27 protein-coding genes and 1 tRNA gene are annotated in these 24666 nt (G+C 66.6%); 12 read left to right on the top strand and 16 right to left on the bottom strand.

Features of this window, described 5'->3' with window-relative positions; all coding sequences use genetic code 11:
* Nucleotides 1-35 precede the first annotated feature (35 nt).
* The 5 genes from fni to pdxH form a co-directional block, all read right to left on the bottom strand.
* Nucleotides 36-1061 carry a type 2 isopentenyl-diphosphate Delta-isomerase gene (fni, locus tag KO490_RS13710; protein WP_216019963.1) on the bottom strand — a complete coding sequence of 342 codons (1026 nt, stop codon included), beginning with the start codon at nt 1059-1061 and terminating at the stop codon, nt 36-38.
* Between the two features lie 168 nt (nt 1062-1229).
* Nucleotides 1230-1306: transfer RNA gene (locus KO490_RS13705), tRNA-Pro, on the bottom strand.
* A gap of 41 nt (nt 1307-1347) precedes the next feature.
* Complete coding sequence (locus KO490_RS13700) at nt 1348-1833, bottom strand: DUF192 domain-containing protein (protein WP_252727179.1); 486 nt, start codon at nt 1831-1833, stop codon at nt 1348-1350.
* Complete coding sequence (locus tag KO490_RS13695; protein WP_216019962.1) at nt 1820-2413, bottom strand: cold-shock protein; 594 nt, start codon at nt 2411-2413, stop codon at nt 1820-1822. Before KO490_RS13695 ends, KO490_RS13700 begins: the two co-directional genes overlap by 14 nt.
* 136 nt (nt 2414-2549) lie before the next feature.
* Complete coding sequence (gene pdxH, locus KO490_RS13690) at nt 2550-3164, bottom strand: pyridoxamine 5'-phosphate oxidase (RefSeq protein ID WP_216019961.1); 615 nt, start codon at nt 3162-3164, stop codon at nt 2550-2552.
* An 82-nt stretch (nt 3165-3246) separates the two neighbouring features.
* On the opposite strand from pdxH, the gene fabI reads away from it, so the two are divergent.
* The 4 genes from fabI to KO490_RS13670 all read left to right on the top strand — a co-directional run bounded on the left by fabI (nt 3247) and on the right by KO490_RS13670 (nt 6118).
* Nucleotides 3247-4074 (top strand): enoyl-ACP reductase FabI, encoded by an 828-nt coding sequence (gene fabI, locus KO490_RS13685; RefSeq protein ID WP_216019960.1) that lies wholly within the window; start codon nt 3247-3249, stop codon nt 4072-4074.
* 13 nt (nt 4075-4087) lie between these two features.
* Complete coding sequence (locus KO490_RS13680; protein ID WP_252727178.1) at nt 4088-4696, top strand: LysE family translocator; 609 nt, start codon at nt 4088-4090, stop codon at nt 4694-4696.
* A 33-nt stretch (nt 4697-4729) separates the two neighbouring features.
* Nucleotides 4730-5218: a xanthine phosphoribosyltransferase gene (gpt, locus tag KO490_RS13675; protein WP_216019959.1), complete on the top strand. Its 489-nt coding sequence runs from the start codon at nt 4730-4732 to the stop codon at nt 5216-5218.
* 141 nt (nt 5219-5359) lie between these two features.
* The gene (locus KO490_RS13670) at nt 5360-6118 is read left to right on the top strand and encodes a PRC-barrel domain-containing protein (protein ID WP_216019958.1); all 759 of its coding nucleotides are present in this window, start codon (nt 5360-5362) and stop codon (nt 6116-6118) included.
* Between the two features lie 55 nt (nt 6119-6173).
* On the opposite strand, the gene trpE is transcribed toward KO490_RS13670, so the two are convergent.
* The 4 genes from trpE to KO490_RS13650 are packed head-to-tail and all read right to left on the bottom strand — an operon-like array spanning nt 6174 to nt 11432.
* The gene (gene trpE, locus KO490_RS13665) at nt 6174-7679 is read right to left on the bottom strand and encodes an anthranilate synthase component I (protein WP_216019957.1); all 1506 of its coding nucleotides are present in this window, start codon (nt 7677-7679) and stop codon (nt 6174-6176) included.
* Nucleotides 7679-9598 carry a SurA N-terminal domain-containing protein gene (locus KO490_RS13660; RefSeq protein ID WP_252727177.1) on the bottom strand — a complete coding sequence of 640 codons (1920 nt, stop codon included), beginning with the start codon at nt 9596-9598 and terminating at the stop codon, nt 7679-7681. The genes trpE and KO490_RS13660 overlap by 1 nt, the downstream gene beginning before the upstream one ends.
* 35 nt (nt 9599-9633) lie before the next feature.
* Nucleotides 9634-10815: an aminotransferase gene (locus KO490_RS13655; RefSeq protein ID WP_371822356.1), complete on the bottom strand. Its 1182-nt coding sequence runs from the start codon at nt 10813-10815 to the stop codon at nt 9634-9636.
* A complete protein-coding gene (locus KO490_RS13650) occupies nt 10815-11432 on the bottom strand; it encodes a hypothetical protein (protein ID WP_216019956.1) in 618 nt (205 codons plus the stop codon). Before KO490_RS13650 ends, KO490_RS13655 begins: the two co-directional genes overlap by 1 nt.
* A 180-nt stretch (nt 11433-11612) precedes the next feature.
* On the opposite strand from KO490_RS13650, the gene KO490_RS13645 reads away from it, so the two are divergent.
* The 7 genes from KO490_RS13645 to lexA all read left to right on the top strand — a co-directional run bounded on the left by KO490_RS13645 (nt 11613) and on the right by lexA (nt 17139).
* Nucleotides 11613-12203, top strand: coding sequence for an aminodeoxychorismate/anthranilate synthase component II (locus KO490_RS13645; protein ID WP_216019955.1), 591 nt, complete (start codon nt 11613-11615; stop codon nt 12201-12203).
* Nucleotides 12200-13219, top strand: coding sequence for an anthranilate phosphoribosyltransferase (gene trpD / locus KO490_RS13640; protein WP_216019954.1), 1020 nt, complete (start codon nt 12200-12202; stop codon nt 13217-13219). Before KO490_RS13645 ends, trpD begins: the two co-directional genes overlap by 4 nt.
* Nucleotides 13216-13881, top strand: coding sequence for a uracil-DNA glycosylase (locus KO490_RS13635; RefSeq protein ID WP_216019953.1), 666 nt, complete (start codon nt 13216-13218; stop codon nt 13879-13881). Before trpD ends, KO490_RS13635 begins: the two co-directional genes overlap by 4 nt.
* A 9-nt stretch (nt 13882-13890) precedes the next feature.
* Complete coding sequence (gene trpC, locus KO490_RS13630) at nt 13891-14682, top strand: indole-3-glycerol phosphate synthase TrpC (RefSeq protein WP_216019952.1); 792 nt, start codon at nt 13891-13893, stop codon at nt 14680-14682.
* Nucleotides 14679-15152: a cyclic pyranopterin monophosphate synthase MoaC gene (moaC, locus tag KO490_RS13625; RefSeq protein WP_216019951.1), complete on the top strand. Its 474-nt coding sequence runs from the start codon at nt 14679-14681 to the stop codon at nt 15150-15152. The genes trpC and moaC overlap by 4 nt, the downstream gene beginning before the upstream one ends.
* Complete coding sequence (gene glp, locus KO490_RS13620) at nt 15149-16327, top strand: gephyrin-like molybdotransferase Glp (RefSeq protein ID WP_216019950.1); 1179 nt, start codon at nt 15149-15151, stop codon at nt 16325-16327. Before moaC ends, glp begins: the two co-directional genes overlap by 4 nt.
* 89 nt (nt 16328-16416) lie before the next feature.
* On the top strand, nt 16417-17139 hold the full coding sequence (lexA, locus tag KO490_RS13615; protein WP_216019949.1) for a transcriptional repressor LexA: 723 nt from the start codon (nt 16417-16419) through the stop codon (nt 17137-17139).
* A gap of 3 nt (nt 17140-17142) precedes the next feature.
* Here the strand turns inward: lexA and hemC are convergent, their stop codons facing one another.
* Nucleotides 17143-18081 (bottom strand): hydroxymethylbilane synthase, encoded by a 939-nt coding sequence (hemC, locus tag KO490_RS13610; protein WP_303462445.1) that lies wholly within the window; start codon nt 18079-18081, stop codon nt 17143-17145.
* A gap of 73 nt (nt 18082-18154) precedes the next feature.
* Here hemC and hemE point away from each other — a divergent pair, with 73 nt between their 5' ends.
* Nucleotides 18155-19183 carry a uroporphyrinogen decarboxylase gene (gene hemE, locus KO490_RS13605; protein ID WP_216019947.1) on the top strand — a complete coding sequence of 343 codons (1029 nt, stop codon included), beginning with the start codon at nt 18155-18157 and terminating at the stop codon, nt 19181-19183.
* On the opposite strand, the gene KO490_RS16685 is transcribed toward hemE, so the two are convergent.
* The 6 genes from KO490_RS16685 to KO490_RS13575 form a co-directional block, all read right to left on the bottom strand.
* On the bottom strand, nt 19180-20010 hold the full coding sequence (locus KO490_RS16685; RefSeq protein WP_216019946.1) for an SPOR domain-containing protein: 831 nt from the start codon (nt 20008-20010) through the stop codon (nt 19180-19182). The genes hemE and KO490_RS16685 overlap by 4 nt on opposite strands.
* A gap of 132 nt (nt 20011-20142) precedes the next feature.
* Complete coding sequence (gene upp, locus KO490_RS13595) at nt 20143-20778, bottom strand: uracil phosphoribosyltransferase (RefSeq protein ID WP_216019945.1); 636 nt, start codon at nt 20776-20778, stop codon at nt 20143-20145.
* Nucleotides 20775-21734 carry an adenosine deaminase gene (locus tag KO490_RS13590; protein WP_303462441.1) on the bottom strand — a complete coding sequence of 320 codons (960 nt, stop codon included), beginning with the start codon at nt 21732-21734 and terminating at the stop codon, nt 20775-20777. Before KO490_RS13590 ends, upp begins: the two co-directional genes overlap by 4 nt.
* Nucleotides 21731-22912 carry a phosphopentomutase gene (locus tag KO490_RS13585; RefSeq protein ID WP_216019944.1) on the bottom strand — a complete coding sequence of 394 codons (1182 nt, stop codon included), beginning with the start codon at nt 22910-22912 and terminating at the stop codon, nt 21731-21733. The genes KO490_RS13590 and KO490_RS13585 overlap by 4 nt, the downstream gene beginning before the upstream one ends.
* The gene (locus KO490_RS13580) at nt 22909-24189 is read right to left on the bottom strand and encodes a thymidine phosphorylase (protein ID WP_216019943.1); all 1281 of its coding nucleotides are present in this window, start codon (nt 24187-24189) and stop codon (nt 22909-22911) included. The genes KO490_RS13585 and KO490_RS13580 overlap by 4 nt, the downstream gene beginning before the upstream one ends.
* Entirely contained in the window at nt 24186-24578 is a 393-nt protein-coding gene (locus KO490_RS13575) for a cytidine deaminase (protein WP_216020162.1), read from the bottom strand. Before KO490_RS13575 ends, KO490_RS13580 begins: the two co-directional genes overlap by 4 nt.
* Nucleotides 24579-24666: the final 88 nt, after the last annotated feature.

The raw sequence follows: 24666 nt of genomic DNA, 5'->3' as shown, positions 1-24666 counted from the left end.
CCATGACCAGCGGCGGGGGGTGCGGCGAAAATGCATCAAGCCTCCTGCAGGGGGGCGCGGCGAAGGGCCGCCAGATCGGCGCTGCCCGTGCAGAACATCGCGATCCGCAGCTGCTGCGCCACGTCTGACAGATGCGCGACCAGCGCCTCGGTGCCGGTGCGTGCCGCGCTGAGCGCGCCTGCCGCCTGCCCCGCGATATCCGCGCCCAGCCGGATTGCGCGCGCCACGTCCAACCCATGCCTGATCCCGCCCGATCCGATCAGGATCCGGCCCTGCCCCATCAATGGCGCCGCCGCCCGCAACGCATCCGCCGTCGGTATGCCCCAGTCGTGAAAGGGTGCGGCAATGGCCTGGAGCTGGGCATCGCCGCGTTCGGCCTCGACCCGCGCCCAACTGGTCCCGCCGGTGCCTGCCACATCGAAGATGCGCACCCCGGCATCGCCCAAGGACCGGATGACCGACGCAGACAGGCCCGAGCCCACCTCCTTTGCCCCGATCGGCACGGGCAGTGCATGGGCCAATTCTTCGATCCGGGTCAGAAGCCCTGAGAAATTGCGATCCCCTCCGGGCTGGATCGCTTCCTGCAGGGGGTTCAGATGAAGGATCAGCGCGTCGGCCTCGATCATGTCCACGGCGCGGCGGGCTTCGTCGATGCCGATGGCATAGTTCAGCTGCACCGCGCCGATATTGCCCAGGATCGGTACATCGGGCGCAGCACGGCGCAGCTCGCGCCCCAATCCGCCCGCATCGCCATGTTCGACCGCGATCCGCTGAGAGCCGACCGAAAGCGCGATCCGCAATTCCTGGCAGGCTTCGGCGATATGGGCGTTGATGCGCCCCGCCTCGACCGGGCCGCCGGTCATCGCGGATATCAGCAATGGCGCGCGCAGTTCGCGCCCCAGGAATGTCGTCCCCAGGTCGATCGCATCGAAGTCCAGTTCCGGAAGGGCGCAATGCCTGAACCGCACGAGGTCCAGCCCGGTGGGGACCCGGTCCTGCGCGCCCCGGCCTTCGGTGACGATGCGCAGATGCTCGGACTTGCGCAGCGAGATGTCGGTCATGCGGTCGGGAAATCCTGTAAAGCCACGGAACAACATGGCCGCGCGCCATCCGTTCCCATCGACCCAAAGGGTTTCACGACGGGGGGCGGATTGGCAACAGTCCGGGCGCGTTTTCCCACGACCACATCGACCCGCAAGGGTCTTTTCGGTGTCCGATATTCGTGGAAGTGGTCGGGGCGAGAGGATTCGAACCTCCGACCTACGGTACCCAAAACCGTCGCGCTACCAGGCTGCGCTACGCCCCGACGAAAACGGCTTTAGCCGATTGTCCTGACAAGGGAAAGACCTAGTCGCACGCGAAGGTCGCATCGCCGCCAAGCGCCGGATGCGCCAGGGCCTGACCGACAGCCAGCCCGTGGCGATCCGCCTCGCCCCCGCCGATTTCCAGCACCATCAGGCGATCGGGCGACGGATCGCCCACGGCGGCACCGGGGATCGGCGTTTCGTCCAGCGGGCGAGCATTGCGATGAATGTGCCGGATCACGCCCTGCATGTCGATGAAGATCAGGTCCAGCGGGATCAACGTGTTCCGCATCCAGAAGGATACCGGCTGAGGCGATTCGTAGATGAACAGCATCCCGGCATCCGGGTCCAGCTGCCTGCGGAACATCAGCCCCCGGGCGCGTTCGGCCGCATCGTCGGCGATTTCGACCGAGATGCGGACATCCGCGCTTGCCGTTCCGATCACGACGCTGTCGGCGGTGCATTCCACGGCCCCTGCCATTCCCGGCAGGGCCATCGCCAACAGCAGGGCGGCCCTATTCGGCCACATGAGCGAGGAACGACCCGTCATCTGTGGCATCGGGCTTGTCGCCGGCCTCATCCGTCCGGTCGTGCAGGGCCAGGTCCCAGGCGGTGATCTGAGCGGCCATCAGGCCGCGCGGACCCTCGACGACGCGGACGCAGATCGCCTCGCCTATGACGAGGTCCGAGAACCCGGAATGGCGCAGCACCTCGATATGGATGAAGACGTCTTCGGGATGCCCGAAGATGTTGGCGAAACCGAAGCCCTTGGCCTTGTCGAACCATTTGACGCGCGCGGGACGCAGCGGCAACGAATCCAGATGCTCGATAACCTCGGCGTCCAGATCGGCGATGGGCGGCTGGCCGTCGGTTTCGGGCGGCTCGATCGACATGACCTCGGCCGCCTGAACGCCGCGTTGGGTATCCTGAACCTTGACGGTCACCCGTGACTGATCCGCGACCGAACTGCGGCCGAAGTTGCGCAGGACATTCGCGTGCAACAGAATGTCCGCCCCGCCTTCGCTGTTAAGAATGAAGCCGTAACCTTTGGCGGGGTCGAACCACTTCACCAATCCGGATACCAGCTTCATGCCGCTGTCGTCAGTCATCTCGATCCCACTGTCACGAATTAATAAGTCAAGTTACCTTTAGATATTACCCGACCGAACCCTTCACAACTGTATAGCTTTCATATGAGGGACTTGTCGCTATTTATTTACCACGGCGGCGCAGAACTGCCGATGTTCAGGGGCAAAGCCGCTGGATTGCCCACTTTGATTGCGTGTTTCTTGTCCATACAAATCTGTCGTGCAAACGGAATGCGCCGTCGGCCCAAAACTCGATCTGGGTCGGTCGTATCCGGAAACCGCCCCAGAACGGCGGCCGAGAGGGCGCGGTCCCGTGCCGCAGCCCGACCTTCGCGACCTCGGTCATGAGCGAGGTCCGGCTGTCCAGCGGGCGCGACTGCGCAGAGGCCCAGGCGCCCAGCCTGCTCTGCAGTGCCCGACTGTCGTAATAGGCATCGGCCTGGGGTCCATCCTCGCGCACGACCTCTCCGCGGACCCGTATCTGGCGGCGCAGGGATTTCCAGTGCATCACGAAGGCCGCCTGGGCGTTCTGGGCAAGCTGCTGCCCCTTGGCGCTGTCGTAATTCGTGTAGAAGACGAAGCTGCCATCCTCACCCTGCCCGTCCACGTCCTTCAGCAGCACCATCCGCACGTCGGGCATCCCCGAAGCGTCCGCGGTGGCAAGCGCGATGGCGTTGGGGTCGTTCGGCTCGCTCGCCTCGGCCTCCTTCATCCAGGATCGGACGATCTCGAACGGGTCGTCGCCTGCGAATATTCCGCCACGGTCGGTCATCAGAACGGTCCTTGTGCTTGATGCGGCACGGCACTTGGCCTAATCACCGCTGATAATGGGTTGAAAGCGCGGGGGACATTACATGTCAAGCGATCACACGGGCGGCCTGATGGCCGGCAAGCGCGGCCTCATCATGGGGCTGGCCAATGACAAGTCCATTGCATGGGGCATCGCCAAGGCGCTTGCATCCGAGGGCGCCGAGCTTGCCTTCAGCTACCAGGGCGAGTCCCTGAAGAAGCGCGTCGACCCGCTTGCGGCCCAGCTGGGCTCGGATACCGTGCTGCCCTGCGACGTCTCGGACGAGGGCTCGATCGACCAACTGTTCGGCGCATTGTCGCAGAAATGGGGCAAGCTGGACTTCATCGTCCATGCCATCGGCTTCTCGGACAAGGAACAGCTGCGCGGCCGCTATGCCGAGACCACGCGCGAGAACTTCCTGATGACCATGGATATTTCGGTCTACAGCTTCACCGCCGTGGCACGCCGCGCCGCCGCGATGATGACGGATGGCGGGTCGATGCTGACGCTGACCTATTACGGCGCCGAACGCGTGATGCCGCATTACAACGTCATGGGCGTCGCCAAGGCCGCGCTCGAGGCGAGCGTGCGTTATCTGGCCGAGGATTTCGGCAAGAACAACATCCGCGTCAACGCCATCAGCGCCGGCCCGATCAAGACGCTGGCCGCCAGCGGCATCGGCGATTTCCGCTACATCATGAAGTGGAACGAGCTGAACGCCCCCCTGCGTCGCAATGTCACGCAGGAAGATGTCGGGAATTCGGCGCTGTATCTGCTGTCGCGTCTGGGTGCCGGCGTCACCGGCGAGACGCATCACGTCGATGCGGGTTATCACGTGGTGGGCATGAAGGCCGTCGACGCACCCGATATCGCCACGACCAAGAAGGACTGACGGGCGCGGGGCCATGCTGAACATCACGCCCGATCAGCTGGCCCTGTTCGTGGCCACATTGGCCGCCGCCATCCTGTCGCCCGGACCGGGCGTGATCGCCGTCAGCCAGGGCGCCTTCGCCCTGGGTCGCCGCGCCGCGCTGTCCTATGGCTGGGGGCTGGCGGTCGGCGCGTCCTTCTGGTGCCTGTTCGCGCTGCTGGGGCTGACCGCGCTGTTCCGCATCGCGCCCTGGACCCTGGTCGCGATGAAGATCATGGGCGGCGCCTATCTGATCCATATCGGCGTGAAGATGTGGCGCCATGCGGCCGATCCGCTGCCCGACGCCGCAAGTGCCGCGATGGGCTTTGCAGGCGGCGTCGCATTGAACATGTCCAACCCGAAACCCGCGCTTTTCTATTCCGCCGTGCTGTTGTCGATCTTTCCGGCCATGCTTGCCCCGATGGACAAGGGCGCAATCTATCTGACAGCCTTGTCGGTCGAGCTTTTCTTCTATACCGCGCTTGCATTGCTCATGGCGTTGCCGGTTCTCCGGCGGCGCTATCACGCTGCCAAGTTCTGGATCGACCGCGGCGCGGGGCTGGCCATCGCCGCCCTGGGCCTTTCGCTGATCCTGCGTCACTAGGGGCCACCAGGCCCGAACAGAAGGATGGGAAAGATGAACGATCGCCTGCCCCACGAAAAAGGCTTTCATGTCAGCTGGGATCAGCTGCACCGCGATGCGCGCGCACTTGCGTGGCGGCTGGACGGCAGGGACTGGCGCGCCGTCGTCGCGATCACCCGCGGCGGCCTTGTGCCCGCGATGATCGTCGCGCGCGAACTGGACATCCGCACGATCGACACGATCAGCGTGAAATCCTATCACAAGCAGGAACAGGGCGGGCTGAAGGTCCTGAAATCCCCCGATGCCGAACTGATGGGCGACGGCGAGGACATCCTGGTCATCGACGATCTGGTCGATTCCGGACGCACGCTGGAACTGGTCCGCCAGATGTATCCCAAGGCGCATCTGGGCACCGTCTATGCCAAGCCCAAGGGCAAACCGCAGGTTCACACTTATGTGACCGAAGTCAGCCAAGACACCTGGATCTTCTTCCCGTGGGACATGGCCCTGCAATATGTCCAGCCTTTTAGGGGCGAGGACTGACGAATCACCCCCTTCGGGCGGCATCTGGGGCACCGGCGATTTTCGTCCGGTGCCCTTTCTCTTGGGAACCGTGCTTTCAGATTGCGCATTGGTCAGACATCCAACGTGGCGACGCGCCACGCAGTCAAAGAGGAGATTGACATGCGCAACATTCTGATGACAACCGCCCTGGTTCTGCCGCTCGGCTTCGGTGCCGCTTATGCACAGGACAGCACGGCCACCGAACCCATGAACGACGACGCGATGACCCAGACCGAGCCGATGGCCACGGATCCGTCGAACGACCCGGCAGGCGAAGACGCCATGGCAGCCGATGCCGAAGTCGATGCATCCGAGGCCGAGGAGCAGGCAGCTGCCGCCGAAGCCGCGAACATGGTCGAGGTCGAGCAGGCGATGAACGAGCTGCGCGTCGACTGGATCACCGGCACGACCGTCACCTCGCCCGAAGGCGATGACATCGGCGATATCAACGACCTGATCATCGACGGCGACACCGGCGAGATGAAGGCGGCGGTCATCGGCGTCGGCGGCTTCCTCGGTATCGGCGAAAAGCAGATCGCCCTGCCCTGGACCGACCTGACGGTGAATTCCGATGCGCAGGAAATCACTGCCACGCTGACGCAGGAACAGGCCGATGCCGCACCGGAATACGTCTTCCGCGATCAGGCCGCGACCGAAGCTGAAACGACCGATGCCATGAGCGGTGGCGACGCCGCCGATCCGATGGCCGCTCAGCCGATGGAAGGCGAGACCGAAGCCATGGAAGATCCGGGTGCCGCACCCATGGAGGGTGCCGACATGGAGCCCGAGATGGATACCGAAGCGAACATGGAAGAAGCCGAGAGCGACATGACCGGCAACGACCCGAACGCACCGGAAACCACGACCCCGGCGAACTGATAGATCACCGGATCACGGATACGAAAGGCGACCCCTCGGGGTCGCCTTTTTCATTTCAGCCATTTCCGCGGACGAAACGCGCGGCAGCTTCGGCCGCACGGTGCAGGGCGCGGCTCTTGTTCACCGTCTCCTGGAACTCGGCCTCGGGGTCGCTGTCATAGACGACCCCGCCCCCGGCCTGGATATAGAGGCTCTCGTCCTTGATGACGCCGGTGCGCAGGGCGATGCACATGTCCATCTCGCCATTGGCGGCGAAATAGCCGACCGCCCCGCCATAGACGCCGCGCTTCTCCGGCTCCAGCTCGTCGATGATCTCCATCGCGCGAACCTTGGGCGCACCGGAAACAGTCCCCGCAGGAAGACCCGCCAGCAGCGCCGACAACGCATCCTCGCCCTCGCGCAGCTCGCCCACCACGTTCGAGACGATATGCATGACGTGGCTGTAGCGTTCGATCACGAATTTCTCGGTCGGGCGGACGGTGCCCGGACGGGCGACCCGACCCACATCGTTGCGACCCAGATCCAGCAGCATCAGATGCTCGGCCAGTTCCTTGGGATCGGACAGCAGATCCTCTTCCAGCGCGCGATCCGCGGCCTCGTCGGCGCCGCGCGGACGGGTGCCGGCGATGGGACGGATCGTCACCTTGCCCTCGCGCAGGCGCACGAGGATCTCGGGGCTGGCACCCACGATGTGGAAACCGCCCATGTTCAGATAGAACATGAAAGGCGAAGGGTTCGTGCGCCGCAGGCTGCGATAGAGCGCGAAGGGCGGCAGCGGGAAGTCCATCTTCCAGCGCTGCGAGGGCACGACCTGGAAAATGTCGCCCGCGCGGATATAGTCCTTGGCCTTCTCGACCGCGATCAGGTAATCCGCCTTGGCGAAGTTCGACACCGGCTCGCCGATCTGGCGATCCTCGCCCAGGGCACGCGGCTCCGACGGCTGACGGTCCAGCGACCGCAGTGCCTCCATGACGCGTTCGGCGGCGCGGGCATAGGCAGCGCGGGCATTGTCGTTTCCGTCATGCCATGCCGGCGCGCACAGCGTCACCTCGCCCTTGACCCCGTCCAGCACCGCCACGACGGACGGGCGCATCAGGATCGCGTCGGGCAGATCTAGCGGATCGGGGTTCACGGCGGGCAGGTTCTCGACCAGCCGGATCATGTCATAGCCCAGATACCCGAACAGACCCGCCGCGACCGGCGGCACACCGTCGGGCATGTTCTCGATCCGGCTTTCGGCGATCAGGGCGCGCAGGCTGTCCAGCGCGGGGCGCGTGTCATCCTCGAAGCTGTCCGAGAAACGCGCCTGCCGGTTGATGCGCGCCTTGCCGTCGCGGCACTGCCAGACCAGGTCGGGCTTCATGCCCACGATCGAATAGCGCCCGCGAACCTCTCCTCCGGTCACGGATTCCAGCATGAAGCTCTGCGGTCCGGCCTCGGCCAGTTTCAGCATCAGGCTGACGGGTGTGTCCAGATCGGCGGCAAGGCTGATCGTGACCAGCTGATTGCGACCGGCATTCCATTCGGCCTCGAAGGCCGCGAACTCGGGTTGGATCTGCATCACTGCACCTGGGAATTGACGGATTCGACGGCCTGCTGGTTCACCGTCACATCCAGGTTGCGCTGCACATGGCGCGCATAGAAGTCGAAGATGTCGCCCTGCAGCGACTGGTTCAGCCGCGCGCTCAGCGCATCGCGAATACCGGCGGCGTTGTCGTCCGACAGGTCGGCCTCGGTCACCTGGTCCAGCCGCACGAGGAAGACGCGATCGCCCGCATCGACGACCTCGGTCTCGCCCGGCTCGTCCAGATCGAAGGCCTGCGCCAGAAGCTGCGGCGGCAGCCCGTCCATATAGGCGTCGCGCGACAATCCGGTCTCGCTCTGCCAATCGAGGCTGGCCACGGTCTGTTCATCGGCGGGTTGTTCGTCTGCCGGCTGATCGTTGGCGGGCTGATCGTCCACGACGGGCACTTCGTCGGACATCTGCTGCAGGCGCAGGTCGGCGGCGCGGGCCAGCAGCTGACGGTGCAGTTCGGACCTGCGCCAATCGGCGGCGACCTCGTCGCGGACTTCGTCGAAGGGGATCAGCGTCGGCTGCACGATTTCATCGAGGCGCAGCGCGAAAACGCCGCCATCGGCCAGTTCGTGCAGTTCCGGGAAGTCGCTGGTCGACACCTCGGCCGCGATCTCTCGGAAACCGTCATAGCCCGCGATGCTGCCGCCCTCGGGGCGCAGCTCGGCGCTCCAGTCGATCTGGCCCAGCTGCATCTCGGTATCCTCGGCGACCTCCTCCAGCGGGACGCCACCTGCCAGCAGATCCTCGTAATCGGCGCTGCGGGTGGCGATCTGACGTGCGGCACGGTCGATCGCGGCCTCGGTGCGCAGGTCTTCCTGTGCCGCCTCGAACGGGATGTCGATCGGATCGAGGATCGCGTTCACCTGGAACAGCGCCGGGCCCAGATCGGTCTGCAGCGGGCCCACGACGCCGGTATCGGCCAGCGCGAAGACATCCGCGCCGTTGGCACCAAGATCGGCCTCGGTCACCTCGCCCAGTTCGGCGTCTTCGGCGGACAGCCCGCGCGCGGTCACGAAGCTGTCGAAATCGGCCTCGCCCGCGGCGATCTGCGCCTGCGCGGCCTCGGCCTCATCGACCGAGGGGAAGACGAGGCGGCTGACGATGCGACGCTCGGGCTGCTGGTATTCCGCGATATGCTGCTCGTAGGTCTCGCGCAGGGCGGCCTCGTCCAGCTCGACCTCGGGGGCCAGCCGGTCGGGCGTGACCCAGGCATAGGTCAGCTTGCGGATCTCGGGGGCGGTGAAGCGGTCGGCATTGGCCTCGTGCCATGCGCGAAGGGCCTCCTCGTCCGGGGTCGCGATCTCCTCGATCAGGTCGTCCTCGGACAGCTCGACCCAGGACAGGTCGCGCGTCTGCAGGATCCAGCGCGCGGTCTGATCGACCATCGCTTCGGGTGCCACGACGCCGCCGGTGACGGCGCGCTGCAGGATCAGGCGCGCTTCATCCTCGCGGATCTGCTCTTCGAAGGTGGATTCGGTATAACCTTCGCGCTGCAGCACCTGCCCATAGGCCGTCCGGTCGAAATCGCCGTTCGGGCCCTGGAAGGCACCCAGTTCGCGGATCGCCTGCGCAACCTGCTGATCGCCGACGGATACGCCGATGCGGTCGGCCTCCTCGGCCAGGGCGGCGGCGGACACGAGCTGCTGCATCACCGATTGCGGCACGCCCATCTCGCGCGCCTGCGCCATGGTGATGCGCTGCCCGGTCTGCTGGGAAATCGCGTTGATCTGGGCCTGCAGCGCGCGGCCATAGTCCTGGGCGCTGATGTCGGTATCGCCGACCTTGCCCAGACGGCTGGACCCGCCCGAGAAGCTGGTGACGCCGAAGCCGCCCAGCCCCATCACCATCAGACCCATCAGGATCCAGACGATGGACGATTTCCCCTTGGTGCGCAGATTGGGCATGGTCGGCATTCCTCGTGGTCTTGTCGCTGCCGTCTTTAGGACGCGTGCACGTCCGCCACAAGTCCGGCAAGCCTGTCGGACAGCCCCGCGATGCCATCGGCATCCACATTGGCGAAGGCGATGCGCAGATGGCGCGCGCCCTGGGGGTCGTGATCGGGGGTAAACATCGTGCCCGGCAGCGCCAGGACCCCGACCTCGCGGACCATCCGCCGCGCGAGGTTGTCCGAGGCTTCCGCGAACGGATGTTCCAGCCAGGCGAAATAGGCGCCCGCGCTCTTGAGCGTCCAGCCTGGGATCGCGCCCAGCCTGTCCATGGTGGCCGCGCGGCGGGTCAGGATCTCGGCCCGTTCGCCCTGCACCCAGTCGCCCAGGTTCCGCATCCCCCAAAGCGCCCCGATCTGCCCCAGCTGGTTCGGGCAGATGGCCACGGTATCGAGGAACTTCTCGATCTGGATCATGAATTCGGCATCCGCGATCAATGCGCCCACGCGATGCCCCGTCAGCCGATAGGCCTTCGAGAAGCTGTAGAGCTGAACGACCCGCGCCCCTTCGCGCGCCCGCAGGTCATGGACCGGGCCGGAACGCGAATCGAAATCGCGATAGGTCTCGTCCACGATCAGCGTCACCCCGGCGCGGGTCGCGACATCGTGGAAGGCCGCGACAAGGCCCTGCGGATATTCGGCGCCCGTGGGGTTGTTCGGGGTCACCAGCACGATGGCATGGGTGCGATCGGTGATTAGGCGGGCCGCTTCCTCGGGGTCGGGCAGCATTCCCTCGCGGCAGGGCAGCGGCACGGCGCGCACGCCCGCCATGTCCAGCCACATCTTGTGATTGAAGTACCAGGGCGTCGGCAGGATCACCTCGTCCCCCTGCCCGGCCAGCGCCGCGATCGCCGCGCAGAACGCCTGGTTGCAGCCCTGTGTGATCGCCACCTGAGACGCGTCCAGAACGACCCCCGGCAACGAGAATGCGTCCGCAACCTCCTGCCGCAATTCGGGATGGCCCATCACCGGACCGTAAAGATGCGCCTCGGGCAGGTTCATCGCCGCCTCCGCGATCACGCGGCGCAGATCCTCGGGCGGGGGCGCGACGGGGGCGGCCTGGCTTACATTGATCAGCGGGCGTTCCGGCGCGAACTGCACGCCCTCCAGCCAGCGGCGCGCCTCCATCACCGGGGGCAGGAAGGTCTGGGTCAGGGCGGGGTTCAGCGGGCGCATCAGCGTTGTTCCATTCCAGGCAGGTCAGAGAGGTCGGGCGGCAGCGACAGGTCCAGCGCGGGCTGCGGCAGCGCGGGCGGCTGCGTGTCGCCTGCCTGCGGTCGGTCGGGCAGCCCGTCGGGGGCGGCGCCCGGTTCGGGACGGATGGCGGCGGTATCGGTGCGCATGACCTGGGGCGCGGCGGGAACCGCCAGGCTCGGGGCGTCCTCGGACGCGGCGGGTCCTTGCTGCACGGGCGTGATCGGATCCGCCGCGGTCTGCGGCCGGGCGTTGTCCACGGGCGCGCGGACGGGCGCGGGCTCGGCCACGGGTGCGCGGACCGCCATGGGTTCGGATTGGCGCGCGGTTTCCGCCACGGGCGAAGGCAGGTTCGGGGTCACGTCGCCGCCGCGCCCGAACTCCGATCCCACGGGCAGATCGACGGCATCGGCCAGGGGCTGGTCCGGCTGTCGTTCGGGGGGCGGCGCTTCGGCTGCGGGCAGCGCGGCTTCCGGGGTCGTCTCATTCCGGGCGGGCGGTTCCTGCCGCGACTGGGGCGCGATCAGGGACAGCACCACCAATCCCGCGACCCCGATCATTCCGCCGTGAAACGCCCCTTTCCAGAAACCCTTCGCCATTCCGTCCCGCCTTCGTTTCCGGTCGCGACAAATTGCAGCGTCCGTGCCTGTTCTCATGCGGGTTTTCGGGCGCCTGCCCTTGACCCCCGCATGTGCTTTGCCACATCTATAGCCGACGCCGAAGCAGGGGGAAACCGCCCCTGCACCCTCTGCACGACCCCAAGCCAACAGGTGGCCACGATGATCCTTCTGATCGACAATTACGACAGCTTCACCTGGAACCTGGTCCATTACATGGGCGAGGCCGGCGCCGAGGTGGTCGTGCGCCGCAACGACCAGATCACGGTCGAGGAAGCCCTGGCCATGAAGGCCGATGGCATCGTCATCTCGCCCGGTCCCTGCGATCCCGCGCAGGCGGGCATCTGCGTCGAGCTGATCCGCGCCGCGGCCGAACGCGAAATCCCGCTCTTTGGGGTCTGCCTGGGGCATCAGGCCATAGGCGAGGCATTCGGCGGCAAGGTCGTGCGCGCGAACCGCATCCTGCATGGCAAGGTCGATGCGATCAGCCATGACGGCACCGGGATCTTCGCGGGCCTTCCCTCGCCCATGAACGCGACCCGCTACCATTCGCTGACGGTCGAACCCGACAGCCTGCCCAACAGCCTGCGCGTCACGGCCACGTCGGATGATGGCACGATCATGGGCCTGATGCACGAGGCCCTGCCGATTGAGGGCGTGCAGTTCCACCCCGAATCCATCGCATCCGAAAACGGCCACGAGATGATCCGCAACTTCCTTCGCCGCTGCGAAGCCGCAAAGGAAGCGGCATGACCGACATCCGCCCGCTGATCGGGATCGCCGCCACCCGCCCCCTGACCGGCCCCGAGGCCGAAGAGGCCTTCTCGATCCTCTTCGACGGTGCCGCGACCCCTGCCCAGATCGGCGGCCTGTTGATGGCCCTGCGCGTCCGAGGCGAGACGGTGGATGAAATCGCCGCCGCCGCCAGCGCCATGCGCGCCCGCATGAACCGCATCACCGCCCCGGATGGCGCGATGGACATCGTGGGCACCGGTGGCGATGGCAAGGGCACGCTGAACATCTCGACCGCGACGGCCTTCGTCGTGGCGGGTGCGGGCATTCCGGTCGCCAAGCACGGCAATCGCAACCTCTCGTCGAAATCGGGCGCGGCGGATGCGTTGACGCAGATGGGGATCAACGTCATGGGCGGCCCCGCCGTCGCGCAGGACGCGCTGGACCGCGCGGGCATCTGCTTCATGATGGCGCCGATGCATCATCCCGCCATGCGCCATGTCGGCCCGCCCCGGACCGAGCTTGGGACCCGCACCGTCTTCAACCTGCTGGGGCCGCTGACCAATCCCGCCGGCGTCCGACGTCAGCTGACAGGCGCCTTCAGTGCCGACTGGATCCGCCCCATGGCCGAGGTGCTGCGCGATCTGGGCAGCGACGCGGCATGGCTGGTTCATGGCGGCGACGGCACGGACGAGCTGTCGATCGCGGAATCCAGCCGCGTCTGTCAGCTGAAGGACGGCCAGATCACCGAATTCACCATCACCCCCGAGGATGCGGGCCTGCCCCGTCACCCGTTCGAGGCCATCATCGGCGGTGAACCGTCATACAACGCCGCCGCCTTCCGCAGGCTGCTCGACGGCGAAAACGGCGCCTATCGCGATGCCGTGCTGCTGAACTCGGCTGCCGCATTGCTCGTGGCGGGCAAGGTCGACGACCTGCGCGAAGGGGTGGCGATGGCCGCGACCTCGCTCGACAGCGGCGCGGCCAAGGCCAGCCTGACCGCCCTTTCCGATGTCACGGGCGCGCCGGAAACGTGAGACCGCCCGAGCCTTGGGCCCATCTGGCCTTCTTCCGGAACGAATGGCCCGCAATCCGCGAGAGGTTGCCCGACGGCTTCCTGCCCGGCCCCGAGCGCGTCTTTGCCGCGCTGGACGGGCTGCGGCCGCAGGATGTGCGCGTCGTGATCCTGGGTCAGGACCCCTATCCGACGCCCGGGCATGCGAACGGCTTCGCCTTTTCGGTAACGCCCGGAACGCCCCTGCCGCGGTCGCTGGCCAATATCTACAGGGAAATGGCCGACGATCTGGGCGGCCGCCCACATGATGGCGATCTGTCGCATTGGGCGGCCCAGGGCGTCCTGCTTCTGAACACCGCGCTCAGCGTGATGCCGGGTCAGGCGGGGGTTCACGCCAAATGGGGCTGGGACGCCTTGGCACGCCAGGCCGTGGCCGAAGCGCAAACCCATCGCCCCCTGGCCTTCATCCTTTGGGGTGGGCACGCGCAGAAGGCGCTGAAGGGACTGCCCCGGGATCGGGATCTGGTGATCGAGACCGCGCATCCCTCGCCCCTCTCCGCAAGACGCGGATTTTTCGGCAGCCGCCCCTTCAGTCGCGTGAACGACTGGCTGATCGCACGGGGCGAACCTGCCATCGACTGGATCGGAGCCGGGGGACTTTTCGCGCCCCCGCAGGAAGGATAGAAGACGGCCATGGATATTCTGGACAAGATCAAGGCCTACAAGCTGCAAGAGATCGCCGCCGCCAAGGCCGCGCGGCCGCTTGCGGATGTCGAGGCCGCCGCCCGTGCCGCATTGCCCGTTCGCGGCTTTGCCACCGCGTTGACCGAAAAGGCGAAAGCGGGGCCCGCGCTGATCGCCGAGATCAAGAAGGCCAGCCCGTCCAAGGGACTGATCCGGCCCGATTTCGATCCGCCCGCACTGGCCCGCGCCTATCAGGCAGGCGGCGCGGCCTGCCTGTCAGTTCTGACCGACGGCCCCAGCTTCCAAGGTGCGCCGGAATTCCTGACCGCCGCGCGCGATGCCTGCGATCTGCCTGCGCTGCGCAAGGATTTCGTCTATGACACCTATCAGGTGGCCGAGGCGCGCGCCTGGGGTGCGGACTGCATCCTAATCATCATGGCTTCGGTCGACGATGCCCTTGCGGCCGAACTGGAAGACGCCGCGATCCACTGGGGCATGGACGCCCTGATCGAGGTTCACAACGCCGATGAAATGGACCGCGCGCTGCGCCTCAAATCGCCGATGATCGGTATAAACAATCGCAATCTCAAGACCTTCGAGGTTACTCTTGATGTGACGCGCGAACTTGCGCCGCGCATTCCCGACGATCGCGATGTGGTCTGCGAAAGCGGCCTGTTCACCCCCGCCGATCTGGGCGCGATGATGCAGGTCGGGGCGCGGCGCTTCCTGATCGGGGAAAGCATGATGCGGCAGGACGATGTCGCGGCGGCCACCCGCGCGATCCTGGATGTCCCGGCATGAGCCTGACGCATTTCGACGCCCAGGGTCAGGCGCATATGGTCGATGTGTCCGACAAGGACGAGACCCGGCGCGAGGCGGTGGCCACCGGTCACGTGATCATGTCCCCTGCGACGCTGGATCTGGCACGCGGTGGCGCGGCCAAGGGTGATGTCATGGGCGTGGCGCGTCTGGCCGGGATCATGGGCGCCAAGCGGACTTCGGACCTGATCCCGCTGTGCCATCCGCTGCCGATTTCCAAGGTGGTGCTGGATCTGGAACCCGATGACAGCTTGCCCGGGATCCGTGTCACCGCCACCGTTCGCACGACCGGACGCACGGGCGTCGAGATGGAGGCCCTGACCGCCGTCAGCACCGCCTGCCTCACGATCTATGACATGCTGAAGGCCGCCGAGAAATCCATGCGGATCGAGGGCATCCGCCTGCTTCAGAAATCCGGCGGGAAATCCGGCGATTTCGTGGCCGTGCCATGATCCCCGTCGACGAGGCCCTGGCCAAGGTCCTGGCACTTGCGCGCGGGCCGCGGCACGAAGTCGTCGGGCTTGCCGATGCCTTCGGTCGGGTTCTGACGAAGCCCGCCACGGCCCGCCTGACACAGCCGCCCTTCGATGCCTCGGCCATGGACGGCTATGCGATGCGACTGGCCGACATCCAGTCGAAGCTGCCGGTCGTGGGCACCAGTGCCGCGGGCCATCCGTGGCAAGGCAAGCCGGCCCCCGGCACGGCGATCCGCATCTTCACCGGCGCGCCCGTCCCTGAAGGTTTCGACCATGTCGAACTGCAAGAGAATGCGGAGCGTGCGGGCGACGATATCCGTGTGATCCAGGCCTCTCGTGGGCGCAATATCCGCAAACGCGGAAATGATTTTGCCGAGGGCGATCAGCTGCAGCCCGGACGCAGGCTGAGCGCCGCCGATATCGGGTTGCTTGCCGCGATGAACGTGGCGCAGGTGACCGTGGCCGCGCGTCCGCGCGTGGCGATCCTTGCAGGGGGCGATGAACTCGTGCGCCCCGGCGAGGATCCGGGCCCAGGTCAGATCGTCAGTTCGAACGATCTGGCAATCGCGGCGCAGGTTCGCGATGCCGGCGGCGAGCCCACGATCCTGCCCATCGCCCGGGACACCGAAGAAAGCCTGCGTCAGGCGTTCGACGCCGCGCGAGGGGCCGATCTTTTGGTAACCATCGGAGGAGCGTCGGTCGGTGACCATGACCTGATCGCCAAGGTCGCGGAAAAGGTCGGCGTCGACCGCGCCTTCTACAAGGTGGCAATGCGTCCGGGCAAGCCCCTCATGGCGGGAATGATGGCGGACACCGCAATGCTAGGCCTTCCGGGAAATCCCGTGTCCGCAATGGTTTGCGGCATGATCTTCATGCAAGCCTTGATCAGGCGGATGTCCGGGATGACGGATACCGACCGATCAGAGATGCTGCCGCTAGCCGTTGACTTGTTGCCCGAAGGGCCACGCCAGCATTACCTGCGCGCGGCCATCACGCGGCGGAACGGTCAGGTTCTGGTAAGGCCCTTCGAGGATCAGGATTCGGCGCGCCTGTCGATCATGTCGCAAGCCGATGCCCTGCTGGTCCGTCCCGCGAATGATCCTGCGCGCGCAGCAGGAGAGCCCGTGACGGTCATCAGGATCGGCCGTTAACCCCTTGTTCATCCTCATGTGCTGTTGTGATTGACGCGATTCATGCGCTGGTCTAGAACAATAACGGAACATAGATGACGAGGGCGGGCATGCTCACCAAAAAGCAGATACAACTGCTGGAATTCATCCAACGCCGCATGTCGCGCGATGGGGTACCGCCATCCTTCGATGAGATGAAGGACGCGCTGGACCTTCGCTCGAAGTCCGGCATTCATCGGTTGGTCACGGCGCTGGAGGAACGGGGCTTCATTCGCCGTCTGCCCCATCGTGCCCGTGCGCTGGAGGTTCTTCGGCTGCCGGATGCCCTGACGCATCTGACGGAAGACAAACCCGATACCGCCGTCAAAGAGAGCGGCTTCACGCCCCGCGTCATCTCGAATGCCCGGCCTGCACGGCCACGGGGCGCGATGACGGTCGTGGACAGCCCCGCCGTCCAGCTGCCCCTGATGGGCCGCATCGCCGCCGGTGTGCCGATCGAGGCCATTTCCGAAATCTCGCATCATGTCGCCGTGCCCGGCACCATGCTGGCCGGGCGCGAACATCATTACGCGCTGGAAGTGACCGGCGATTCCATGATCGAGGCGGGGATCAACGATGGTGATGTCGTTGTCATCCGCGAACAGGACACGGCCGAGAATGGCGATATCATCGTCGCTCTGATCGATGATCAGGAGGCGACGCTGAAACGCTATCGCAGGCGAGGGTCGATGATCGCGCTCGAGGCCGCCAATCAGGCATACGAGACGCGGATGCTGCCGGAATCGCGCGTCCGTGTACAGGGTCGCCTGGTCGGTCTGATCCGCAGTTACTGACCCTCAGAGGGTCAGGAACCCCGGGCCGGCGCGCTTTAGCAGCTCGTCGGCCAGATCGCGGCCCATTGCCGCACCATCGCTGATCGAACCCTCTCGCGTTCCTGCATGGACCTCGCTGCCATCGGGACGCAATATCTCTCCGCGCAGAACTAGACGGTCACCGACCAGATCGGCCAGACCCGCAATGGGGGTCTCGCAGGATCCATCCAGACGCGCCAGGAATGCGCGTTCGGCGGCGATCCGGTCGGCGGTCGCGATGTCGTTGATCGGCGTCAGAAGCGCTGCCACCATATCGTCATCCGCACGCCTCTCGATGCCGATGGCACCCTGGCCCACCGCGGGCAGCATTTCATCGGGATCGACCGCCCCGCGTGCGACATCGGTCATGTCCATGCGGCGTAGACCTGCCATGGCAAGAAACGTCGCTTCGGCCACGCCATCCTCCAACTTGCGCAGACGGGTCTGCACATTGCCGCGAAACTCGACCAGCTGCAGATCGGGACGACGATGGGCCAGCTGCGCGCGACGGCGCAGGCTGGAAGAGCCGACCACGACACCCTTGGGAAGCGCCGCGATGCTGTCGTGCTTCAGGCTGACGAAGGCGTCGCGCACGTCATTGCGCGGCAGCAGGCAATCGATCAGCAGCCCATCGGGTTGAAGCGTCGGCATGTCCTTCATCGAATGCACCGCGATGTCGATCCCGCCCTCGGTCAGGGCTTCCTCGATCTCTCGGGTGAACAGCCCCTTGCCGCCGATTTCACGCAGGGCGCGGTCGGTGATGCGGTCGCCGGTCGTCTTGATGACGACGATCTCGAACGCGTCAGCGGGAAGGCCATGGGCCGCCATCAGACGGTCGCGCGTCTCATGCGCCTGGGCCAGGGCCAGGATCGAGCCTCGGGTGCCGATTTTCAGGGGGCGGGTGGGGTCGGGCATCGTGTTCATGGGCTTGGCATAGCTGCATGTGCGCGGGTTGACAACGGGACCATGGTGACCTTGATGACCTGCAGGAGGCCATATGACCAAACTTCTGCTGCGCGCCCTCGCGGGCGAGACCCTGCCCACCCCGCCGATCTGGATGATGCGCCAGGCCGGGCGCTATCTTCCTGAATATCGCGCGACGCGTGCCAAGGCAGGCGACTTCCTTTCGCTGTGCTACAATCCCGACCTTGCGGCCGAGGTGACGCTGCAGCCGATCCGGCGTTACGGCTTCGACGCGTCGATCCTGTTCGCCGACATCCTGCTGGTGCCCCAGGCGCTTGGCTCCGATCTGTGGTTCGTGACAGGCGAAGGGCCGCGGCTATCGACGATCACCACGGCCGAACAGGTGGATCAGCTGCGCCCGGCAGACGAGGTTCACGAGACGCTGAACCCAATTTACCGCACCGTGTCGATCCTGGCTGCGGAACTGCCACGCGAAACGACGCTGATCGGTTTCGCGGGCGCGCCCTGGACGGTTGCGACCTACATGGTCGCGGGACGCGGCACGAAGGACCAGGGTCCGGCGCATGCATTCAAGGATGCCGACCGCGCGGCCTTTACCCGTCTGATCGACCGCATCACGGATGCGACGATCGAATATCTGTCGGCCCAGATCGACGCAGGGGCCGAGGTCGTAAAGCTGTTCGACAGCTGGGCCGGCAGCCTGAAGGGCCGCGACTTCGACGACTTCGCGATCGCGCCCGCGCGACGCATCATTGCTGATCTGAAGGCGCGTCATCCGGGCGTTCCCGTCATCGCCTTCCCGCGCGAGGCGGGCGAGCGATATGTCGGTTTTGCCAAGGCCACGGGCGCGGATTGCGTGGCCATCGACAATTCGGTCGCATCCGAATGGGCCGCGAAACACGTGCAGCCCGAAATCTGCGTGCAGGGCAACATGGACCCGCGTCACATGGTCACGGGCGGCCCTGAACTGGTGGCCGAGGCCCAACGGATCACGCGCAATCTGCGCAACGGGCCGCATGTCTTCAACCTTGGGCATGGCATCACGCCGGATGCCGATCCGGACAACGTGGCCCGCATGATCGAGGCGGTGCGAACCGCCTAGCGCGCGACGGCCCCGGCGAAGCCCCCGACACGAAGATCGGCCAGCGCGGCGACCAGCGCCGCGCGTTCGCCGAACGGTCCCGCAAGGATGATCCGCGGGCCCTCGTCGCCGGACGGCCTGATCTGGGCCGTGGGATGCCCCCTGCCCGCGATCCGGCGCAGCGAGGCATCTGCGCTCGCATCGTCCGCGAAAATGCCCACCTGCACATATCTTGCCCCTGCGGGGATCATGTCGCCCTTGGGCTGCGCTGCGGCCTGGGCTGCGTCGGCGGTGGCTTTCGGGCGCTCGATCTCGGCCGATCTGACCTTGGGGGCCGCAGGTCGAACCAGGGGCGCGGCAGGCACAGGCGCGGCAAGCACAGGCGCGGAAGGCACGGGCTTGGCATCCCCCAGCTTCATGCCAGGGCACAGCCCGATACCTGATGACGCATCGGGCGCGCCTGCATATCCCAGCCCTGCGCAGACGTCATCCTGCGCCGACAGGCCCGTCCGCCGGTCCAGCACGGGCTGGATCGCGATAGAGGTCTTGATCGCCTCCTGCAGCGGATCGGGGCGCGAAGGTTCGGGCGCGGGGCCGCGCGTTTCCAGGGGCGTCGGGTCGGCGGTGAATTCTCCGGGGCGAAGCCCTTCGGCCAGGCGCTCGGTCAGGATCGCCTCGGGGTCGGGCGTTGCCGGGGCGGGCGCAGATCCCAGGCTGGGGGGAAAACCGCAGATCCCCGCGCCCGCATCGTCCAGATGCGCGGTCCATTGCCCGCCCGCCCGGCGAAAGACGCAACCCGCGGCATCGATATACTGATCGCCCTGATATTCCGGGGGTGGCGGAGGCACGGGGGCGGCCGAAACCGCCCCCCCGATGCAGATGCCGATCAAACCGTATTGCCAAGCCGCCACAAGCCGCCCCCTTCCATTCCTTGCGTCTTGATAGGGCCGCAAGGTCTAAGGCGGGGTTAACACTCGGCCTTATTTCGTGCCGAACATGCGGTCGCCCGCATCGCCCAGACCCGGCACGATATAGCCGTGATCGTCCAGCTTATCGTCCAGCGCGGCGGTGAAGATCGGCACGTCGGGATGGGCCTGGCGCATCCGCTCGACGCCCTCGGGGGCGGCAAGCAGGCACAGGAAGCGCAGGTTCTTCGCGCCGCGTTCCTTCAGCATGTCGATGGCCGCGACCGAGCTGTTGCCCGTGGCCAGCATGGGATCGACCACGATGGTCATGCGGGCGTCCAGCTCGCGCGGGACCTTGCAGTAATATTCGACCGGCTTCAGCGTCTCGGGGTCGCGATACAGCCCCACGAAACCGACCCGCGCACCCGGGATCAGTTCCAGGATGCCGTCCAGAAGCCCGTTGCCCGCACGCAGGATCGAGATCAGCGCAAGCTTCTTGCCTTCCAGCGTGGGGGCCTCCATCTCGCAGATGGGGGTCTCGATCCGGGCGGTGGTCAGTTCCAGCTCTCGCGTGACCTCATAGGCCAGCAGCAGGCTGATTTCGCGCAGCAGGCGGCGGAAACCGGCAGTCGACAGATCCTTCTGGCGCATGACGGAAAGCTTGTGCTGAACAAGCGGGTGTTTGACGACGGTCAGATGGGGTTGGGTCACGAGAGCTCCTTTCGCAGGCGGGCGCGGGTATCGTCGTCGCAGAAGGCGGCGTCAATGGCCCAATGGGCGATGCGGTCGAATTCCGGCTCGGCAAAATCGAAGACGCGGGCCAGCGCGTCGTATTCCTGCCGCATCGTGGTGTGGAAGAATGGCGGATCGTCGGTGGACACGGTCACCCGGACGCCGCGTTCGATCAGCTTCGCGATGGGGTGATCGCGCAGCCGGGGATAGACCCCGAGCGCGATGTTCGACCCCGGGCAGACCTCCAGCGTGATCCCGTCCTCGGCCAGGCGATCCACCAGCGCGTTGTCCTCGATCGCGCGGACGCCGTGGCCGATGCGCGTGCAGCCAAGCGACAGCGCGTCGCGGATGCTGTCGGGGCCGGCCCATTCGCCCGCGTGGCAGGTCAGGCCCAAGCCCGCCTCGCGCGCGCAATCGAAGGACCAGGCATAATCGGTCGCGCGGCCGACGCCCTCGGCCCCACCCATGCCGAAGCCCGTGACCCAGCCGCCCGCGGTCTCGGCCGCGCAGATCGCCGTGGTCTTGGACCGCTCGGGGCCGAAATGCCGGATCGAGGTCAGGATCGCACGGCTGTCGATCCCCTGCCCACGCATCTTCGCGGCCATTTCCGTCATCGCGTGCAGATGCTCGTGCCAGGCCGCCAGATCGCCGCCGCCGCAGAACTCGGGCGAGACGAACAGCTCGGCATAGATCACGCCGTTCTCGGCGCAGTTCTGCAGCACCACCTCCAGCAGGCGGGCATAGTCTTCGGGTCCGCGGATCACGCTGGTCGCTGCCTCGTAGACCTTCAGGAACTCGTCGAAGCCGCGATAGGCGTAATTGCCCCGTTCGTCGAAGATGCGGCCGATATCCTCGGATTTTCGTGCGGCCAGATCGCGGACGAGGCCCGGCGGGGCCGCGCCCTCCAGATGCAGATGCAGTTCCAGCTTCTTCACAGGAAGCTCCTTCCATGTTCGGGCGCGGGCAGGCCCAGATGGGCCATGACCGATGCCCCGATATCGGCAAAGCCCACCTGCCCCACGGCGCGCGGCCCGACGCCATGGCCCAGGACCGGCACCCGTTCGCGGGTATGGTCGGTCCCGCGCCAGGTCGGGTCGTTCCCGTGATCGGCAGTGAATATCGCAAGATCGCCGGGGCACAGGACATCCATCAGGCGACCGGCGATGCCGTCGAACCATTCCAGCTGCGCGGCATAGCCCGGCACATCGCGCCTGTGGCCGAAATTCGTGTCGAATTCGACGAAATTGGCGAAGGTCAGGCTGCCATCCTCGGCCTCGCGTCCCAGTCTCAGCAGATGCTCGGCAAGATCCGCGTCGGATCTTCCCTTGTGCAGATGGGCGATGCCGCGGTGGCTGAAGATGTCGCCGATCTTGCCGATCGCATGGGTGACCCGCCCCGCCCCTGCCGCGATGTCCAGGATGGTCTGCGCGGGCGGCGCGATGGCGAAATCGCGACGGTTCGGCGTCCGTTGAAAGTTCCCCGGTCCGTCACCCAGGAAGGGACGCGCGATGACACGGCCCAGCCGCATCTCGTGCAGCATGGGGGCCAGCCCCTGGCACAGCGCGATCAGGCGATCCAGCCCGAAGACCTCTTCGTGGGCGGCGATCTGCAGCACGCTGTCGACCGAGGTATAGCAGATGGGCCGTCCCGTTTGCAGATGCTCGGCCCCGAAATCCTCGATCACCTGCGTGCCCGATGCGTGGCAATTCGCAAGGATGCCGTCCGTGCCCGCGATCTCGCAGATGCGGGCCGTGACCTCGGGGGGAAAGGCGGGCTGCGTGTCGGGAAAGTAATGCCAGTCCCAAGGCACGGGAACGCCCGCGATCTCCCAATGGCCGGACGGTGTGTCCTTGCCGTTCGAAACCTCGGTCGCGGCACCCCAGAGGCCCTGCGGTTCGCCGCCAAGGCCCGGCGCGTCCAGCCCCGAGGCCAGCCGAACCGCGGCCCCCAGACCCAGGCGCGCAAGGTTGGGCATCGCAAGACCCTGCGCCTGCGCGATATGGCCCACGGTATTGGCACCGGTATCGGGCAGACCGTCGTTGAAGAAGCGGTCGGCGTCGGGGGCACCGCCGATGCCCACGCTGTCCAGGACGATCAGAAAGGCGCGGCTCATGCGGTGATCCTTTCGCGGACAAGGGGGCCGGGTTCGGTATCGCCCGCACCGTATGCGGCCTGCACGGCGGCGATGGCGATATCGGCGGCGGTGTCGTCGGCCGCATGGACCATCGCCAGCGGGCGGTCGGGTCCGGTCTCCTCGCCCAGTTTCGCAAGCGCGGTCAGCCCGACCGCATGGTCGATCGCCTCGTCCTTGCGCACACGCCCGCCGCCAAGCGCCACGACCGCATGGCCAAGCGCCGTCACGTCGATGCGCCCCACCCGACCCTCGGGTGCGGGCACGGGCCGGATCACCGGGGCCTGCGGCAGATGCGTCTCGGGGCGGTCCACCAGATCGGCGGGCCCGCCCTGGGCTGCGACCATCCGGCCGAAGACCTCGGCCGCGGCACCGCTGTCCAGCAGCCCCGCCAACCCGTCCGAGGGGCGCCCCGCCAGTGCCAGGCATTCGCCCGCAAGCGCCAGCGTCAGGTCGCGCAAGGGGCCGTGTTCGCCCTTCAGGACGCGGATCGCCTCGTGCACCTCGACCGCGTTACCTGCCGAACGGGCAAGCGGCTGGTCCATGTCGGTGATCAGCGCCGAACAGCGGCATCCCGCGCCATTCGCGGTGGACACAAGCGCCTGCGCCAGACGCTGCGCGCCGCCATCCTCGCGCATGAAGGCACCGGAGCCCGCCTTGACGTCCAGAACAAGCGCGTCGATCCCGGCGGCCAGCTTCTTGGACAGGATGGACGCGGTGATCAGGTCGATGGATTCGACCGCCCCGCTTTCGTCGCGGATGGCATAGAGCCTGCGGTCTGCAGGTGCGACATCGCCGGTGGCCGAGACGATGGCACAGCCGATGCGGGTGACGATGCGGCGGAACGCGTCCTCGGGCTGGTCGCATCGGAAACCCGGGATCGCCTCCAGCTTGTCCAGCGTCCCGCCGGTATGACCCAGACCCCGCCCCGAGATCATCGGCACGAAGACCCCTGCCGCCGCCAGCAGCGGCGCAAGGATCAGGCTGGTCGTGTCCCCGATGCCGCCGGTCGAATGCTTGTCCACCACGGGTCCGGGCAGGTCCCAGTGCAGCACGTCGCCGGAATCGCGCATCGCCCGCGTCAGCGCCACGCGTCCGGCATCGCCCGTGCCCCGCGTCAGGACCGCCATGGCGAAGGCCCCGGCCTGCGCGTCGCTGACCGAACCGTCGGCCAGCCCCTGCGCGATCAGCGCCGCACCCGGACCGTCCAGCCCGCGCCCGTTGCGCACGGCCGCGATGACAGGTCTGGGATCGGTCATGAGCGCGCCATGTGGGCCGCGTCGAATCGACCGGGCAGAAGATCGCCGATGGTGGTCCGCAGCGTCACCCCGTCCGTCGTGGCCAGCGTGACGGGCGTGTCGGCATCCCCGAATTCGGCCAGCTTCTGGCGGCACCCGCCGCAGGGCGGCACCGGGGCCGGGCTGTCGGCGATGACCGCAACCTCGGTCAGGCGGGTCTGGCCCGCGGCGATCATGGCGGCGATGGCGCCGGCCTCGGCACAGGTTCCTTCGGGATAGGCCACGTTCTCGACGTTGCAGCCCGCATGGATGGCGCCGTCGGGGCTGCGCACCGCAGCGCCCACCTTGAATCGCGAATAGGGCGCATAGGCGCGTTCGCGCACATCGCGCGCGGTTTCCAGCAATGTCATCTGTTCGGTCGCCATCCGGCCGCCCTCCTGCGTTCTTCGGCGTCATTTCTGCGCCCGCCCGACGGGCGGTGCAAGGCCGCTGTTCTTG

This window comes from Paracoccus sp. C2R09 (assembly GCF_018860625.1).
Taxonomy (GTDB): Bacteria; Pseudomonadota; Alphaproteobacteria; order Rhodobacterales; family Rhodobacteraceae; genus Paracoccus.
Note: the sequence above shows the minus strand (reverse complement) of the source record. Positions and strands in the feature narration are given on the sequence as shown.